At 41.8% G+C, this 17189-nt stretch carries 22 protein-coding genes; 20 read left to right on the forward strand and 2 right to left on the reverse strand.

The genetic code is table 11. The annotated features are described in order from the left end of the window. Positions 1-19: 19 nt before the first annotated feature. The 3 genes from B7988_RS05290 (at position 20) to B7988_RS05300 (ending at position 3867) form a co-directional block, all read left to right on the forward strand. The gene (locus tag B7988_RS05290) at positions 20-2005 is read left to right on the forward strand and encodes a glycoside hydrolase family 9 protein (protein WP_088657099.1); all 1986 of its coding nucleotides are present in this window, start codon (positions 20-22) and stop codon (positions 2003-2005) included. An 80-nt stretch (positions 2006-2085) separates the two neighbouring features. Next, positions 2086-3465, forward strand: a complete 1380-nt coding sequence (gene rseP / locus B7988_RS05295) for an RIP metalloprotease RseP (RefSeq protein WP_088657100.1) — start codon at positions 2086-2088, stop codon at positions 3463-3465. Positions 3466-3501: 36 nt separating this feature from the next. Next, positions 3502-3867, forward strand: coding sequence for an ACT domain-containing protein (locus tag B7988_RS05300; RefSeq protein ID WP_073321739.1), 366 nt, complete (start codon positions 3502-3504; stop codon positions 3865-3867). A 183-nt stretch (positions 3868-4050) separates the two neighbouring features. Here B7988_RS05300 and B7988_RS05305 read toward each other — a convergent pair whose 3' ends face one another. Then, the gene (locus tag B7988_RS05305) at positions 4051-4764 is read right to left on the reverse strand and encodes a hypothetical protein (protein ID WP_170930536.1); all 714 of its coding nucleotides are present in this window, start codon (positions 4762-4764) and stop codon (positions 4051-4053) included. Positions 4765-4846: 82 nt separating this feature from the next. Here B7988_RS05305 and B7988_RS15015 point away from each other — a divergent pair, with 82 nt between their 5' ends. After that, positions 4847-5023, forward strand: coding sequence for a hypothetical protein (locus B7988_RS15015; protein ID WP_170930537.1), 177 nt, complete (start codon positions 4847-4849; stop codon positions 5021-5023). 836 nt (positions 5024-5859) lie between these two features. Here the strand turns inward: B7988_RS15015 and B7988_RS05310 are convergent. Continuing rightward, complete coding sequence (locus B7988_RS05310) at positions 5860-6981, reverse strand: IS1595 family transposase (RefSeq protein WP_088657102.1); 1122 nt, start codon at positions 6979-6981, stop codon at positions 5860-5862. A 449-nt stretch (positions 6982-7430) separates the two neighbouring features. On the opposite strand from B7988_RS05310, the gene B7988_RS05315 reads away from it, so the two are divergent. The 16 genes from B7988_RS05315 (at position 7431) to B7988_RS14850 (ending at position 17177) form a co-directional block, all read left to right on the forward strand. Beyond that, entirely contained in the window at positions 7431-7877 is a 447-nt protein-coding gene (locus B7988_RS05315; protein WP_088657103.1) for a hypothetical protein, read from the forward strand. A 28-nt stretch (positions 7878-7905) separates the two neighbouring features. Then, positions 7906-8358, forward strand: a complete 453-nt coding sequence (locus tag B7988_RS05320; RefSeq protein ID WP_088657104.1) for an N-6 DNA methylase — start codon at positions 7906-7908, stop codon at positions 8356-8358. A 17-nt stretch (positions 8359-8375) separates the two neighbouring features. After that, positions 8376-8570, forward strand: coding sequence for a hypothetical protein (locus B7988_RS05325; RefSeq protein ID WP_088657105.1), 195 nt, complete (start codon positions 8376-8378; stop codon positions 8568-8570). Between the two features lie 16 nt (positions 8571-8586). Further along, positions 8587-8820 carry a hypothetical protein gene (locus tag B7988_RS05330; protein WP_088657106.1) on the forward strand — a complete coding sequence of 78 codons (234 nt, stop codon included), beginning with the start codon at positions 8587-8589 and terminating at the stop codon, positions 8818-8820. Between the two features lie 66 nt (positions 8821-8886). Beyond that, entirely contained in the window at positions 8887-9051 is a 165-nt protein-coding gene (locus tag B7988_RS15020) for a hypothetical protein (RefSeq protein WP_170930538.1), read from the forward strand. Beyond that, positions 9051-9656, forward strand: a complete 606-nt coding sequence (locus B7988_RS05335; protein ID WP_088657107.1) for a hypothetical protein — start codon at positions 9051-9053, stop codon at positions 9654-9656. The genes B7988_RS15020 and B7988_RS05335 overlap by 1 nt, the downstream gene beginning before the upstream one ends. 397 nt (positions 9657-10053) lie before the next feature. Beyond that, complete coding sequence (locus tag B7988_RS05340) at positions 10054-10698, forward strand: hypothetical protein (protein ID WP_088657108.1); 645 nt, start codon at positions 10054-10056, stop codon at positions 10696-10698. Positions 10699-10711: 13 nt separating this feature from the next. Next, positions 10712-11053: a hypothetical protein gene (locus B7988_RS05345; protein ID WP_141225569.1), complete on the forward strand. Its 342-nt coding sequence runs from the start codon at positions 10712-10714 to the stop codon at positions 11051-11053. Between the two features lie 156 nt (positions 11054-11209). Then, positions 11210-11989 carry a hypothetical protein gene (locus B7988_RS05350; RefSeq protein WP_088657110.1) on the forward strand — a complete coding sequence of 260 codons (780 nt, stop codon included), beginning with the start codon at positions 11210-11212 and terminating at the stop codon, positions 11987-11989. A gap of 225 nt (positions 11990-12214) precedes the next feature. Then, positions 12215-13432 (forward strand): hypothetical protein, encoded by a 1218-nt coding sequence (locus tag B7988_RS05355; protein ID WP_088657111.1) that lies wholly within the window; start codon positions 12215-12217, stop codon positions 13430-13432. Between the two features lie 93 nt (positions 13433-13525). Beyond that, complete coding sequence (locus tag B7988_RS05360; protein ID WP_088657112.1) at positions 13526-14029, forward strand: hypothetical protein; 504 nt, start codon at positions 13526-13528, stop codon at positions 14027-14029. A gap of 103 nt (positions 14030-14132) precedes the next feature. Next, on the forward strand, positions 14133-14453 hold the full coding sequence (locus B7988_RS05365) for a hypothetical protein (protein ID WP_088657113.1): 321 nt from the start codon (positions 14133-14135) through the stop codon (positions 14451-14453). Positions 14454-14817: 364 nt separating this feature from the next. After that, complete coding sequence (locus B7988_RS05370; protein ID WP_088657114.1) at positions 14818-16086, forward strand: hypothetical protein; 1269 nt, start codon at positions 14818-14820, stop codon at positions 16084-16086. Between the two features lie 8 nt (positions 16087-16094). Beyond that, entirely contained in the window at positions 16095-16412 is a 318-nt protein-coding gene (locus tag B7988_RS14845) for a hypothetical protein (RefSeq protein ID WP_141225570.1), read from the forward strand. A gap of 17 nt (positions 16413-16429) precedes the next feature. Continuing rightward, positions 16430-16834: a hypothetical protein gene (locus B7988_RS05375; protein ID WP_088657115.1), complete on the forward strand. Its 405-nt coding sequence runs from the start codon at positions 16430-16432 to the stop codon at positions 16832-16834. Then, positions 16776-17177 carry a hypothetical protein gene (locus tag B7988_RS14850; protein ID WP_141225571.1) on the forward strand — a complete coding sequence of 134 codons (402 nt, stop codon included), beginning with the start codon at positions 16776-16778 and terminating at the stop codon, positions 17175-17177. The genes B7988_RS05375 and B7988_RS14850 overlap by 59 nt, the downstream gene beginning before the upstream one ends. Positions 17178-17189: the final 12 nt, after the last annotated feature.

Genomic DNA, 17189 nt, shown 5'->3' on the forward strand with positions numbered 1-17189 from the left:
CTCGAAAGAGAGGGATGTTGTGGAATACAAATTTTTTGCTTTAGTCGCAGTTTCTGCGTCTGTTTTGGCGTCTTCGGCCTTTGCCGCTAACGCTTACATTAACCAGGTGGGTTTCCGCCCTTCCGATCCCAAGGAATTTTCGCTTGTCGGAGCCTCTGGCAATGTTGAAATCCAGGATGCCTCTGGCAAGACTGTGCTTACGGTAACGCCTGGCGCCGCCTCGTTCTGGGATGCAAGCGGCCAGAATGTACAGCTGGTCGATATTTCCAAATTGACCGCCGAGGGCAAGTACAGCATTAAGGTGGGTGGCCAGACACTTCGCCAAGATCTGGTGGTCAAGAACAATACCTTTGCCGACGTTTACAAGGCTGCTATCAAGTGGTTCTATTACCAGCGCGCCTCTATGGCTCTCGAAAGTGCATACGCGGGCAAGTGGGCTCGTGCTGCAGGCCATACGAATGCGACTGTCGAACTTCATAATTCTACGGGCGCTTCGGGCACTATCAATTCGAGCAAGGGCTGGTACGATGCCGGCGACTACGGACGCTATATCGTGAATTCGGGCATTACCACCTACACGCTCCTTTCGCTTTACGAACACTTCCCGGAATTTTTCAAGACGGCCAAGTGGAATATTCCTGCCGATGGAACTTTGCCGGATTTGCTCGCCGAAATCAAGTACAATTTGGACTGGATGCTTACCATGCAGGCCAATGACGGTAGCGTTTATCATAAGCTAACCTCTCTTGCTTTCCCTGGCGATGTGATGCCTGCGCAAGACAATGCAAAACTTTATGTTATCGGTAAGAGTGCCGAAGCCGCACTTGACTTTGCCGGTGTGATGGCAGTTGCTGCGCGCGTGTACAAGCCGTTTGATTCCAATTACGCCGCCAAGTGCCTTGATGCAGCCAAGAAGGCTTATAGCTGGGGCTCTTCGAATATGAGCTACCACTTTACCGCAAACCCCTCCGATGTGGCGACGGGTGCGTACGAAGGCAACAACGCGGCCGACGAAAAACTTTTTGCCGGCACGGAACTTGCCATTACCACGGGCGATAATTCTTACAAGCAGAATGGTTCTTCGGAATATGTGTCGTACTGGGGCGACCTTTCGGGCGTTGCCACTTATGGCAAGGCGACGCATGCATCTGTGTTTGGCGATGCAAACGAAGCCAAACAGAAAATCTTGGGCACTGCAGATGGTTTCGTGAACCGTACCAAGTCGGGCTTTGGCGTGGTGATGGCGAAAGATGACTTTGTGTGGGGCTCCAACGCCGTGGCCTCCAATCAGGGCGTATGGCTTTTGCATGCCTATTACCTCACCGGCGACGAAAAGTATTACACCGCAGCGCTCAAGGTGCTTGATTACTTGCTCGGCAAGAATCCGCTTGACATGTCATTTGTTACAGGTTACGGCACGAAGTCTCCCAAGATGCCGCACCACCGCCCGAGTACTTCGGACAACGTAGAAGATCCGATTCCGGGTATGCTTGTGGGTGGCCCTCAGCCTGGTGGCGAAGATGTTGGCTCTGCTGCCGAATGGAAGTGTGCCGATTACAGAACTGGCAATGCGGCGACCGCTTATACCGACCAACGTTGCAGCTACGCAACGAACGAAGTCGCTATCAACTGGAATGCACCTCTTGCTTACCTTGCTGGCGCTCTTGAAGCTCTGAACGCCGGTTATGCTCCCTCGTTTGCCGCCAATGGTGTTGCAAGAAAGTCTACTGTATCTTCATCGAGCTCCTCGGCAGTTTCGTCTAGTTCTCAGGTGGCTTCAAGCTCTTCTGTCGCTCCGGCATCCAGCTCTTCGGAATCGCTCGCTTCGAGTTCGTCGCAATGGAATCCGTGGGTTTCGAGTAGCTCCATGACTACGGCTATTCACGAAACTTTGCCCGCCAGCATGCAAAACAAGGCTGCTCCGCGCCTTCGCCAAAATGGTCATAAGCTCTATGTCGAAAAGAACGGCAAACGCTTTGATCTTCTCGGCAACAGCATCCGTTAATCGGCGATTTTACAACACTCGTACTCCTAAATGCCGCACTAGCGAAAGTTGGTGGCGGCATTTTTCTATATTGGCTTGCGATGGAATCAATTTTCAGTAATGTTTTGATGTTTGTGCTCGGCCTGTTGGGCCTGAGCTTCTTGGTGACCATTCACGAACTCGGCCACTTCTTGGTGGCCAAGTGGAATAATGTCAAGGTCAATACGTTCAGCGTCGGTTTCGGCAAAAAATTGATTCGTTACCGTCACGGCGAAACGGAGTACTGCATTTCGGCAATTCCATTTGGTGGCTATGTGGCCATGGCGGGCGAAAACCCGGATACGCTTAAGGAAGGTCAGGTCCCGGACGAACGTGATTTTGTGGCGAAATCGGTTGGCGCTCGCGCGTCGATTGCATTTGCGGGCCCGTTCATCAATATCGTGTTTGCCTTCATCTTGTTGATGATTCTTTACATGGTCGGCGTCGAAGAGCCGGCAACGAACGATTTGATCGTGGGCTTTGTCGCAAAAGATTCTCCGGCGCTTGCCGCAGGTATTGAACCCGGTGATACCATTACCGAAATCAACGGCAAGCCTACTCAGGGTTGGGACGATTTTCGCGAGCAGATCGGCGTAAGCCTTGGGGTGAGCGTTCCGCTTACCGTGCACCGTGGCGGCGAACCGCTAACGATTACGGTTGTCCCCGAAGAACTCGTGATTCCCGCGCAAGATTCTACTAGCTCCGAAATTGCGATGGGTATCGGTGACATCGGTATTTACCCGCGCAACCGCGTGATTGTACGCTTGCCGCCTGTGGCTGGCTCTGCCGCCGAAAAGGCGGGCCTTGCCGTGGGCGATACCATCTTTGAAATTAACGGCGAACATATTTCCCGCTACGAAGAAGTCGTGCGCATTATCGACGGCAGCAAGGGCGAACCCGTGAACATCACCGTTATCCGTAACGGCGATACGCTTACCAATTCGCTCACGCCGGTTTACAACGAAGATTACAAGCGCTACATGGTCGGCATCCAGATGGGTTACGTGCTCTTCCGCGAAACAAAAATTGTGCGCCGCGGTCCTGTGGACGCCTTCACGAAAACTTGTGCCACCAGCTGGAAAATGACCACGAGTATTTTCCGCTATTTCAAGCGCATGTTCCAGGGCCAGGTGAAGGTCGACGCGTTCTCTGGTCCGGTTTCTATCGTGGCCGTGATGGGCAATGTGTGGATGAGCGGCTTCCAGGATTTCCTGATGCTTCTAGCTCTTATCAGCATTAACCTGGGCGTCATGAACCTGCTTCCGCTCGCGATTACCGACGGCGGCCTCTTGATGTTCCTCGGTATCGAAAAACTGCGCGGCAAGCCGCTTTCAACCAAGACTCAGACGGTCATTCAGAATGTGGCTGCCGCGTTCTTCATCAGCTTCTTCGTGTTTATCACGATTCTTGATTTTAGCAAACTCTCGCTGTTCTTGAAATAAGGTGGCCTTATCAAGTTCGGGCTTGTGTCTTACTTTATGAAACTAAAGAAATTGGATCACAAACTAACTGTCTGTAAAGTAGCGGACGTTAGTGATGTCGATACGGGTAAGGATTTTTATTTCATTGGCAAGACCGACGAAGAAATATCCCTCGTATGCAAAACAGATGATGTACCCCAAAATACTATTGAACGAGATGATGGATGGCGAGGATTCCGTATTCAGGGTGTACTTGATTTTTCTCTTATAGGTATCCTTTCGAAACTCTCGGCTATTCTTGCAGAAAATGGCGTTGGAATTTTTGCGATATCCACTTTCAATACGGATTATATCCTTGTGAAAGCCGAAAATTTCGAAAAAGCGCTGAAAGTCTTGTCTGATGCGGGATATGATGTGGTGTGATAAAGCCTCAAAAAGCTGGTTCCCGCATCGCATTACGACGAAAGAAAAATTTTCCACCTTCGCGGCGCCATCGATTACACCAAGCTCGGCCTGAAACACCGAATCATGATGAAGCTTTTGTATTCGAAGGTCGTGAATCTCGACACCCTAGAACCGATTGTCAAGGCGTTGTAAAAAAATATTTCAGTTAAACAAGCCTTTAAAGCATTTTGAAAAATCATCATAGTTGATTTTCCCGAGGGCCGTGTAGGTATGCCCTTCAATGGGTTCGTCAGGCAGGTTCTGTTCGGACAGGCATTCATCTTCCGTAGCGTCAAACAGTTCGGCGAGGAATGTACAAGACTTGCCGTCTGCAGTAACCTTAAAGGGATAGCTCATTTTTTTCTCATTGTGTACGGGATTGATTAGGGAGATTTCAAAAGATTTCCCTTTTCTCGTAAAACTGATGGAATTGTTGGTCCGCACAATATCTTCGCAGGGATCGCAGAATTCATACAGTTCATCATCGGTCAAATGGTTTTCGTGAAATTTGCCAAACATCAGGTTCCAATCGGGGGCCCAGGTGTCTCCTCCTTGATGGGGGTGTCTAGTTCCATCTTGTTCTGCGGCGATATCCTGCATCATCAAAGTTAATGCGTCGGTGCTCGTGACTGGAGCATTTTCCTTGATGGAATACTCCCATACCGCCGAGAGACCCGAGATGTTAAGATACTCCGGGGTGAAAATTTCACTTTCGTCTTCCAGCAAAATCCATCTGCCGCCGAATTTGCTTCCGTCGTTAGTTTGTCGCAAGTAGGTCTTCACGATTTCGGATGGATTGGAAAAGAACAGCGTGTCCCCCGAAAGTCGATAACTGTAATATTCCGTGTAATGGTCCATCTGGGGGTCCCATTTCAATTTTCCTTTTTCGATATAGCACATGCCGTTGAAATGGTAATACAAAACGGAATGGAGAGTGTCGAATACGTAATAGCGTAAAATGTCTTTCGTAATAAGGGGGCTGTTTGATATTTTCTCTTCATTCTTTGCTGGGGACCACGAATTTCCCGGTAAATCTTCTGTTTCCTCGCTTGAAATGGTGGGCGTTGAGCAACTACTCAGAAAAGCGCATGACAACGCTACGAGTGATAGAATGACAAAAATGGATGCGCTGTAGTGATTTTTCATAAACACCAAAAATATAAGTTTTGGTGCCGGGATTATTTCTCGGATTCTGATTATCACTACGATTTAGCTTGACAAATTCTCTCAAATGGCTATGTAGAACTTTCGTGTTGAAAGGACGCCTTTCGTTTAAAATTTTAAACACAGTCCTGTTTTAATGGTCAGTTCGCCATTCCTTATCGGGCGACTTATCCACAACAATAAAGTGCTACATTGCCGTCCTTAACCCCCGTTTAGATTCATTTATTCGCACTGTGTCACGCTCTTATCGAACAGTCGTGGGCGTTTGAAGGGTCGAATGGGTTTGAATGGATAATGTGTTATAGACAAGTGAAAAGGGGCTATAAGCCCCTTTTATGGTCGAAGGCGACCATTCGCATAAATGGCGACAGAAAAACACCCAAATTCGGGATCCTTATTGGATTATGAACCACGCACAGTTATAAAATCGTGGTGGGGTCAAAATGAAATTTTGACATAAGAATACATGTAATTATTTTAATTAAATAATTTCTCTATATTCTTTAATTAAAGATATATGTATCGTTATGTCAAAAATCGGAGCGATTTTTAGACAATTTACGGGGCATTTACTGCCCATTGGGAGTTCATTGTGAGTTCATCAAACCCACCTTAAAAAATCCCCTTATAGCGTGGTTTCCTGCCCACAAAGTCCTATTTTGAACACCCCCACACCCCCCAAGTTCTGTTTTCTAGCCGTGTTTTTGGAATGTGGTTTTTAGGAACTTACCATTTCCCCAACTTTCCCCTTAAATGCCCTTAGAACGCTCTATAAGGCGTTCCTTATGGGTTTTGTCGTTTGGTCTATTAGATGTAATTTCTACGGACAGGGAATGGAATTGCGGGGCGTTTCTGAATTTCGACCATTTTGTCGTATTTCATGATATGGGTCAAATGCTCGAAGAACTTTCTGTTGGTATCAAATTTTTTGCTCCACAAAACGAAATTGAACCAAAGGAGATAATTTCTCAAGTATTTCGTTGCTACACCACGGAAAGGTTTGAACCAAAATTTCATGTTTGAATGGTAATTGTTAATTCTTTGAATGGACAGGTCGCCCGATTTGGTCGTGTAATCGTCAGATTTAAATTGAACAAGTGCTATCTTCATTTGATTACACATTTTGACATAGGCGGTATTTTTGTCTGAACACATAATGGAGCGTTGTTCTATGTGTGTGTCGAAAGCCTGAACAAGATGTTTTGTGCGACATTTTCCCAAGTTCGTGGGGATAGCCAAAGCCTCTTTATTGTGGTCGATGCCACAGCAGACATTCACCATGTCGTTTAATGCTCTCGGCGTCTTTTCGGGGTGTTTGATGTAATATGTCCTAAGTTCTTCGGCACACATTCCATAATAAACGAGGTGGTTCCAGGGATTTCCTTTGAAAGAAAGATTGAATGAAGTTTCGTCTGCTTCAAGAATACCACCCAAAACGACCTTTTCATTGGGAATGGTGAGAGAATCGAGAAGTCGATGTCGCCACCTGAACGCAGTTTTCGTTGAACAATTACACAACTCGGCAGAATCCCGAATGGATTTTCTGTCCGTTACAGCGTTTATGACTTCCGAAATTTGATCGGGTCTTAAATGGCTATGGTAGAACACAGATTTAGCCGTAGAAGTGAATGTAGAGCCACAGTCCTTACATTTGTATCGTTGATGCTCCCCGACGAATTTCGAGCCTATTTTGTTCCCATCTTTGTCCTTTATGGCGTGGTAGCGTTTGACCATCCCAAATTTGACGATGTTCAAACATCCACATTTGACACAGGCGTGTTCTTTTTCCATTCTGTTGGACTTCATTAAGTCGTTAATGGATGATATGCCCATATTCAGTTTTCTGACCAAAGTTTTCCTTTCGTCAGGGTTCAAATGACCTATCAGTTGGTCGATAAGTTCAAGTGGTTTTTCGTGGTTTAATTCCATAGAAAAATGTCCTTTTTTATGGGTGTTTTGATGTTCATTTGTTCAGTATAAAATATACATTTTTAAGGCGAAAAGTCAATAATTTTGCCGTCATTTACTGACAAAATAATTGTAAACTTTTTCCGCTGTTTTGCGGTGTCGTGGTGCCGATTTTGAGCTAAAAACGCCAATTTTCCCGAAAAATTTTACATGGAAATGTAAAGTTTTTACTGACAAAACACACCGTTTTTTCTATATTATACAATGTTGAAAGGGAGCGGAAACCAAAGGAAAAAGACGCGAAATTTCAACGAAAAATAACTCAATCAAAATCTGTTTTTTAGGGTCAAACAGGGAAATTGCTTAGCAGATTCCCAATGGGTTCTATTGGCTTGTTCGCCTTTAGATTATGGCTCGTGTTGTCTCTGAAAAATGGGTAAGTCAAACAATCAAAAAAAGGAAAAAACAATATGAACAACTCTGTAAAGTCCATGCTCGAAAATAAGACCAACAACTTTTCCACCCGCGTGTTCAGCAACCTTATGGAAATCGCATCTAAATCCGGTGAATTTGAAAAGTTCCTTCCGTCCACATTTGACGATAAAATTTCTTTTGAAGATATGGCTGTGTCTGTGGCATTCGTCAACGGCAACCTTAATGTCGCCATTTGCGATAAAAGAAACTGCTCCTCTATGATGGATATGATGGGCAAAAATCAGTATGCCGAAAATTGCTTCATTTGGAACGGTGACATTGCCGATAAGATTATGAACTCTATCTGTTCTTCTCAGCAATATATGATGCTTAAATTCTTTGCTAATAACACATTCTATAAGTCTATGGACTTTAAGAACTTCGCCCGTGAATTCGACAAGCTCAATTTGAACATGTCCTTCGACAAGAGCATTCACAATTAACACACAAACAAAAAAGGAAAAAACAGAAATGAAAAAACTGAAAATCTATGACGATGGCAGAATGAACCAAAGAAAACAAATGTCCGCAGAACAAATCAAAAAATGCGGTGCTGTTTGGACTCCCCCTGAAATCATTGCTGAAATGATGGCAAAGGTTTCGCCTAAAATGTGGAAAGACCCGAGCAAAACTTTTCTCGACCCCACTTGCGGAGCAGGAAACATTTTGGTGGCAATGCTTTTAAAAAGACTTGACAATGGCGTTTCTAAAAAAGACGCTGTTTCCACGCTCTACGGCATTGAACTTCTTCCGTCAAATTTGAAAATATGCCACGAAAGGATCCTGAACATTGTTGGGAAACGATACGAAGGAATTGTCAAAAAGAACATTGTTTGTTCTGATGTGTTCAAATGGAACCTTGAAGAATGGCGACCTTACACAAAAAAAGAACTTATTGAAAAATACGGTAAAAAATACGCATAACAAAGGAGTAAAAATCTATGAAAAAAGCAATAAAAAGGGTAATGAGAAAGGCAAAAAGAGCCATAAAATTAAACGAAATGTTTAAAAAGATGTTTCGTAAATTCAAGCAGAAAAAAGATTTTTCTAAGGACAAATATGAATACGAAAAAAAGAAAAAGCAATATAAAAATCTCGATAAATTGGACGATATAGAAAGCGATTTTGAAGATTAAATAAAGGAGAAGCCAAATGAATAAAGAACAGAAAAAAATCTTTGAACAACTCAAGAAAATGGGCATTTCTGAAAATGTCGGCAAAACAAAATTTGAGAAAATCGAATTGTTTGAAGCATTTAAAAAGACTTTGACCAATCCAAACGACATAAAAGAAGTCGATGCGGAAGTCGCAAAACTTCGAGCAAGTCCTGAGTTCAAGAAAAACGAAATCCAAAAGAAAATAGAAGATTTGAACACAGATTTCTAATTTCTTTCAAATAAATTAAAGAGTGTGACGCCCCACAAATGTGGGGTGCTTTTTTATAAATACAATATGAAAAAGAAAGCATTAAACGAATTGAACGATTATATAAGGGAACAAACCACACAGGAAATTTTAAAGGAAATTCTCGTTATATTATCGCAAATGAACGAAACAATAAAGCGAATTGAAAAGGCTCTTAACGACCATACTGATTTTGTTAAGGGAGGTTTCTAATGTCATTGAACGGAAGAACAAAAGCGTATATAGACAAACAGGGCGTTTATCACCCATTCAAAACAAATCCAAGTATTCCTGAAAAGAATACACGAAAGAAGATTGACTTCATAAATTATCTTATTGACAATATAACAGAACCTGTTTTCACATATAGCGACAAGCGATTAAATGAAACTTTCGATTTGTCCGATGAAGATGAAGGGTTCGACATCGTGAAAATCACTTTCGCCATTATGAACCACAGCCATATAGGAACAGGCGTAAACAACAATTTTGAAAGTTTCGGTCATCTCATTATGGATTATGTTCCTGAACGATTTAGGGATATAAAATTCAATCGACAGACCGACACGAAACATTACAGCAAACCCTACCAAGACTCTATTGAAAGATTTCAGGAATGGATTTGTATGATGAAGGCAAAAATAGAAAACCACCTTTCGGAAGAGTATTATTTACAGGGCAGAATGAAAAACCTAGAAATTCTGAAAAGAAGATACAAACAGAATTGGAGCGAATCAAAAACGGTCGATTTGACAGCCGAACAAAATTTCCGTATGGATGGCGATTCAAAGATTGAATTAAAAATCACTGACGCATAATCATTATAAATAAAACATAATTCTTTTTGTTCTCTCTCCTAAATAAAAAAGTTCCCCACATTGAATTTATTTCAGTGTGGGGTTTTTGATACATAATAAAAAGGAGCGTTATGGAATACGAAATAAAACTTCTACCACACCAAAAATCCCTATACAAATCCACAAAGAACATCGCAGGATTGGTTTGTGGTCGTGGCTCTCGGCAAAACAGTAATTCTTTCTTGGATTATCGTCTTTCATTTATTACAGGGAAAAAGAATACTTGCGTTTTCTCAAACATACAAGTCGCTTTCCCAAAATCTGTTTGACGAAATCCTTAAACGATTTGAAGAACTTAAAATAAAGCCCCAATACAATAAGGGAGCGATGACAATCGCCTACAATAAGGGCGTTTGTTTTGGCTACAGTTACGAAAATTGTGAATCGTCAAGACGGCCTAACAGAAATAAATCTTTTGGTTCTTGACGAATTATGCTTGGCTCCGGCAGACATTTTAGCGATTACAGCCCCCTGTTTGCGTGGCAATTTCACCCCAATTATAAGGTTTGGAACTTCACCACGACAGGGTTCTGTTTGGAATAAGTGGCTGATTGACAATATAGCGACTTCGAACATTGAAGTATTCACCGCCAAAATGAGCGACAACACTTTCCTTTCCAAAGAATCGCTAGAGCTTTCAATGAATGCGATTACAGACGAGAAAATGAGATTACAGGAAATAGAAGGTGAAATCCTTTCTGATTATGACGAAAGCTGTATTTTATATGCCAATGATTTCCCGAAAACTTTCGTGGATAATTCCGCAAATTACCCATTAAAAATAGGGATAGACGGCTCTGGTCAGGGCAGGGATAAATCCGTTATTTGTATTCGCAAAGGAAATAAAATCATAAGCATAACGAAATACGACAAGTTAGACCCATTCGACTGTTCGACCGCCATTAAACTTATTCTCTTGAAAAACAAGTTCACGACCGATGATGTTTACGAAATAAACATAGATATGGGCTACGGCGAACGGCTATTTTGCGGTCTTAAATAAAGAATACCCGAATGTGAATTTAATTCCTTTTGCTTCGAAAGCGTCCAATGAATCATACGCCAATAAAAGGGCTGAAATGTATTTCAATCTTGCGAAGGCTGTGAGAAACGGCTTGTATATAGATGACCCAATGCTCACGGAAGAACTGACAAATACACGATTTATGCTTGACAAGAACGACAAATATATTTTGATGCCCAAAGCAGAATTAAAACTTATTTTGAACCGTTCCCCCGATACGGCAGACGCTTTGGCATTGACATTCTGCGATGAGGACAGAATGTTTGAAAAGAGAAACAACAAAAAACAAATCCGTCAATATGTCCGTTCAGTATTGGGCGACCCTGACGATTAAGTTTTCATAAATACAAATGAATGGTGTAATGCCCACATCGTTCAGTATCGCATTTTAAGGGCATAAGGGAGCCATATTAAATGAGCAATTTAGACAAAATCACAGACGAAATCAAAGCAGAAGACGAACCAAACGATTTGAACGGATCGCCAATCGTTGAAAACGAAACCACGACAGAAAAAGAACGGTGACGAAATTCAAAAAACAGAAACACCGCAAAAAGTCGATTTGAACACGATTTCAAAAGAAGACAAAATTACCCATTCCTTCAAACAGCAATTAAACAAACAGAAAAACAAGTATGAAGCCCAACTTGCGGAACGCAACAGGGAATTTGAAGAATTAAAGGGTCGTTTGGAGAAATTGGAAAATCCTGAAAAATATAAGGAAAAATTCAGAAACGACTTCGAGAATGATGACAAGTATATAGATTACTTGGTCGAACAGCGAATGAACAAAATGTTCAGGGAAAAGGACGAAGAAACAAGAAAGCAGAAAGCCATAGAAGCACAAAGAAGGGAGCGAACCAATAAAATCAGCGAACGAATAAACAAGTGCTTTGCTACTGATGAAGAAAAACAAGATTATTTGACAACCGTCCAACAGGCTTTCGATCAGGGGCTTGAAGAACTTATAGACAAAGAAGGATTTGTTTCTGAATACATCCAAAATTCAGAAAATGGTCCTCGTTTACTCTATGAACTCGCCACAAATGCGGACTTGGTAAAAACAGTATTTTCCCAAGCCGACCCGATGTCCCGTATTATGGAACTTAAACTTTATGAAAGGGAAATGGCGAAAAATAAGGGACAGAAAAAGACTTCGCCTGTTGTAAATCCCAATATGGTTATTGGCAAGCCCGGAATTTCAACAAACAAAACAAGCGACATTTTTTCAAATGACGCAGATTTAAAATCGTTTATTAGAAAACGATAAACTTCAATTTATAAATACGATATGGAAGCCCAAACAATAAAGCTAATTGTTTGGATTTCCAACAGTTTAAAGGGTTCTGTTTCAAAAACACCTTCTTTTTTCCATGCCCTTTAATGGCGTAAGGTCTATGGTGTAGCTGACCAAATGACCCACTGAAATGGACAGTGAATTTTCAGAAAATCATGATGAGTAAATCATTCACAAAAAATTTTAGAGGTTTTTGAAATGGAAAATAAATTATCAAACAATAAGAAAACAAAGATGGTTGCGGCTGTTGTAAGCGACCAAATGGATTATGTGAAAAAGTCCAAAAGTTATCTACCTGAAAGTGAGTTGAAAAATAAAAAGTATGGTAGAACCTACACCGTTTACATTCCTGACCCTGGTAAGGTAAAAGACGGCTTGGTCGCTGAACCCGATGCCATTGAAGAAGTCGAAATGTCTATCAAGTTGGAAAATAAAAATACTTCCTGTGAAATTGACGCTTGGAATGAATTAACCGACATTGAAGACTTCAAGAAGGAAATCGCTATCCCACGCGGAACAAAACTCGCAAAGAGCGTTCAGAAAGAAGTCATCGACTCTACTGTTTTCCAATCTGTTCAGGCAACAGTAGCAACAGCCGCAAATTTTGCCGCATTAAGTGATGTTTCAAACAAGTTGGAAGAAGTCGCTGTTGGTGGTGTAAAGGTCATGTTTAACTCACCAACCGTAAACGGAAAAATCGCAGCCGCAGGCTTGTCTAATTTTATTCCTGATACAATTCAGAAAGACATCTACGGCAAAAATTATTTAGGTGAATACGCCAATGCTTCTCAAATTTCTTTGGCAGGTCTTCCAATCGTAACCGCAGGTGCTTCCGCTTGTTCTATCAGTGGCACAGCAATAAGTGGTGAAGATACATTAAGTGGAACTGTCGTTGGTTATGAACCAATCACAGCCGTAACTTGTGCGGGTGGCAAGAAGGGCGAGGCATTTTCTGTTGCCGGCTTGAAGGTCGTTGATGTAAACGGTATGCCAACCGATCAAGATTATACCGTCATTCTCGCAAGCGATGCCGACAATTCAAACAAGTGTGCTATTGCCCCAATCAGAGCGACCCTTAACGCAACAGTAAGTGGTGTTAAAGTCGATAATGTAGGAAATCCAAACGCATGGTTTGACACATCCTTCTCTTCTTTCTCCGCCACGCCACTTCTAACATCTGGTAATTCTTATTATGTGGGTGTTTGTCGTGAAGAAGACGCTTTGGCATTCGACACTTATAAATTCGCTGATTTACCAGGCTCTGAAAATAGCACTGAAACCGTCGATGGCGTTTCTGTAAAGATGAGCGAATACGGCGATGGTTTGAATATGAAGTCCTTCGTTCGATTGGACTGTCCATTTGCCGCAGGCGTTCCTGACGCTAGACGACAGGCTGTTCTTTATGTTCAGAAATAAAATATAGGTGTCACTCCTTTCACCTGAAATGTTGGTGGGTTTTCGCTCACCAACATTTTTATTTGGAGTTTATAAATATAAAGAGGTTAAAAAATGATTTCTGTAAACGATTTAATCCAAAACGCTTTTTCAAGATGTGGGCTTGTTGGCGATGGTCAAGCCGTAAATGGAACGAAAGCCAAAACAGGTGAAAATGAATTGAAAGACCTTATTTCAGTTCTCAATACACAGGAATACATAGCGGACAATTACAGAATTTTTGATGTAAACGGAAAAAACGAAATCACAATCGGCAACTCAATAGATTTTGACATACAAGTGAAAAATCCGCCAAATACGATTAAGTCAATAGGGCGTAAACAGGGCGACAGGTTCGTTCAGTTGGTGAAAACAAACATTGAATCCATTTTTAGCGATTCAAGAAATCACTTATCTACACAATACACATACAATGTTTGTTTTGACGAAAAGGCGATTAAGTCAAAGACGATAAAGCCGAGCGTGATTGTTTGCGAAACTGAAAATGAACTTCCCCAAGCGTCTATGGGTTTGGTTCGGAAAAACGGCTTATGTCGTAGATATAGACAGGGTGCTTGAATGCGTCCATGTAGCCTCAAATGTTTGCCGTTGGAGTCATTACAGTTATAGCGATTCGGACGAATGGAGAAACGCCAACTTATATGATTTTGAATATGGTGCTATGAAAGGAACAATTACACTTGATTCCACAATAGGTTCTGAATATAAGGTTTGTTTCATTGACGATATAGACGAAATAGACTTGTCTAGCACATTGAACCTTCAAGACATGTATAAATCCCTTCTCTTGACAGGATTGGCTTATAGACTTGCGATTAGATACAAGTTGAATGAATGGGTTTCTGTATTCAAAGAAGATTTTGAAGAACAAAAATCGCTCATTAAAAGGGTCAATTCTTCAAACAGACCGATCGTGTGGTCAAATATGGAAGGTTCGTTTCTTGAAGATTATTATAACGGAATAAATGGCGTGGGGTGGTAAATGTCAAAGGTTAGCGTGATTTCAAACTTGATTGGCGACCAAACGAAAGCCAAGTTCCCTTCTACAATGGGTTCAGCATTGTCGATAAACATGTATCAGGAAACCAACGGAGAAGTGGTCTATCAAAAATCAGTTCCACGGAATTAAATGGATTAAACAACTTGAAAACACGAAAGAAGGTTGTCACGGCTCCTTCGTTTCTTCCACAGGCTTAGACGCAAACAACAACGCCCCTGATGCGTTTTTCGTCATCCATTCAAAATTATATAGGGTCGATTACAAGTGGTCTGTAGAATGTATTGGGAGCGTAGATACAGGCTCATACCCGACATTTGCGGAAACAGGGGGCGAACGCCCTTTTCTTTTGATTGCCGATGGCTCAAATCTTTTCTATTACAACCTGAAAGAAGGTGGTTCGCTCCATTACATAAACTTGCCCGACAGAATAAACGAACAGGGCATAAAGATAAAGCCCACACATGTTCAGGTCGTTTCGGGTTCTATTATCGTGAACGATAGCGGTAGCGGTTATGCCTATTACTCCATCCCATACCCACTTTCACAGGAGACACGACAGGTTTATAAAATTGTGAACGGAGAAGTCCAATATAAGCCCGACAACATTACACCCGATACAGAAACAGTCCAAAGCGACCAATATGTTTTCTTAGATGATTACGGAACGCCACTTTACAAGAATGGCGAATCGAACAGCGATTCCATAAACGCACTTTACGCCATTGGTTCAAATCTAATCGTGTTCGGCCCGAAATCCATCGAATTTTGGCAAAGGGGCGACGCAGAACAATACCAAACTTGGGTTAGAACATCATACACATTCAATAGAGAAGTGGGCTTAGACTCGCCCAAGTCCGTAGCAAGCGTGAACAACAATGTTTGTTTCGTTTCTAATGGAATGAACGCAGGGAGGGCGGTGTTTGCGATAGCAGGAACAGAATTTCAAAAAATTTCGGAAACTTGGCTTGACGAAATCTTGGATAATTCGGACACAGACAACGCCATCGGATTTGCTTACAGCCGTTCAAATCATGCGTTTTACGGTCTATACATTCCGAACGCACAAAACAAGAGAAGCAGAACTTTCGTTTACGATTTTTCAACGAAACAGTGGGCAGAAAGGTCTTCTCGAAATTTCAAAACAGGTCGTGATTCCGCTTGGAACTTGATTTATCCTGTTTGGTTCGACAATAGGACTGTATTCGGTCATATTGAAGACGGAGAGCTTGTTTATTTGGATGACAATTTCCATAAAGAAGAAGTAAACGAGAATGAAACCGTTTCTTTAATCCGTAGAAGACAATCACCCGTAATTTTGAACAATTACCAAAACTTCACTTTTGACGAATTGGGCGTAGAACTCAATACAGGAACGATTGACGATTATGAAGTAAATCCGAAAGTTCAGTTGGAGATTTCGGAAGATGGCGGAAATTCTTTCGGGAATACGATACTTGAAGAATGCGGAAAAACAGGACAATACTTTTACCGTGTCCGTTTTCTCAATATGGGCATACAAAGACTTTGCGTGGTTCGCCTGACATTTTCTGAAAATATGGATGTCACTCTAACAAACGCAAGTATTCGTGTTTCACCGTTGGGCTTTAGCATATAAGGGGCATTATGAAGAATGGAGAAATAAACAACACCACACCGATAGAAAATCTAAGGGAAATCCTTAACGGAGCGTATTCCGTCAATACAGTAAACGATTGGTCTGTCATTGTCGTAAGCTCGAATGTGGAATTTTGGGAACTGTGGTGTCCGAAAGAAGGTTCTTATTTGTTGCCATCAAAAGCCGACCAAACTTTGATAGCGAAAATTTTTAACAACGATGGATCGGTTTCTTGTCAAATCGTGAAGATTGGGCAAACAGCCATTTGCGTTTCTCAACCCTGTAAAGTTGAAATCCAGAAATTAAACACGAAAAATTCAATGTAAAATTTGGAGGATAATTTATGAACCCATTAAAGTCTATGGCAAACGCTCTTGGATTTGGAAATTCAGACCAAGTGGCGAACGCACAAAAAGCCATAAATCAAAATAAAGGATTGTGGCAAAGCAATTACAACGAAAATCAGGAAACATTGAACAAATACCTGAATTCCATTTCGCAAGCACACGACACAACTTTGAAAGACCAATACAATAAGGCAAAGTATGATTATGCGAATATGGGAACATATACGCCTTCAAAATTTGAATATGGAAAATCAGTAAATGACTTTATGTCGCCTGCCGTTGATATGAGAATCAAAGCGGCAAATGACGCTATAACAAACTCACAGGCGAACGCCCGGAAATATGTTCAGTTCCGATTATCTAAACGCCCTGAATGCGAAATCACAAGCCATAGCAAGTGAAGAATACGATAAGGCTTTCAATAGATACAATCAGGACAGGTCGCAAGCATTACAGGAACAACAGTTCAACGCAAGCGAAAACCAAAACGCCTACAAATCACAAAGCGACCTATACAAAAACCTTATGAGTCAATTAGGGAACGATTACAACACCGACACAACAAATTGGCTTAATGGTTTGGGCGATTATTACAGTGGCTTGATAAACTCAAACAACGCATACACAAACGGCATGGCGAATGTGAACACATCACTTGCTAACGCTTCATTATCTGAAAATAACGGCGTTGCCGATATGCTCAATTACAGTCTTAATTTGTTTAATTCAATAATGGCAGGATAAGGAGAAAATAAA

The organism is Fibrobacter sp. UWB1, assembly GCF_002210325.1.
Taxonomy (GTDB): Bacteria; Fibrobacterota; Fibrobacteria; order Fibrobacterales; family Fibrobacteraceae; genus Fibrobacter.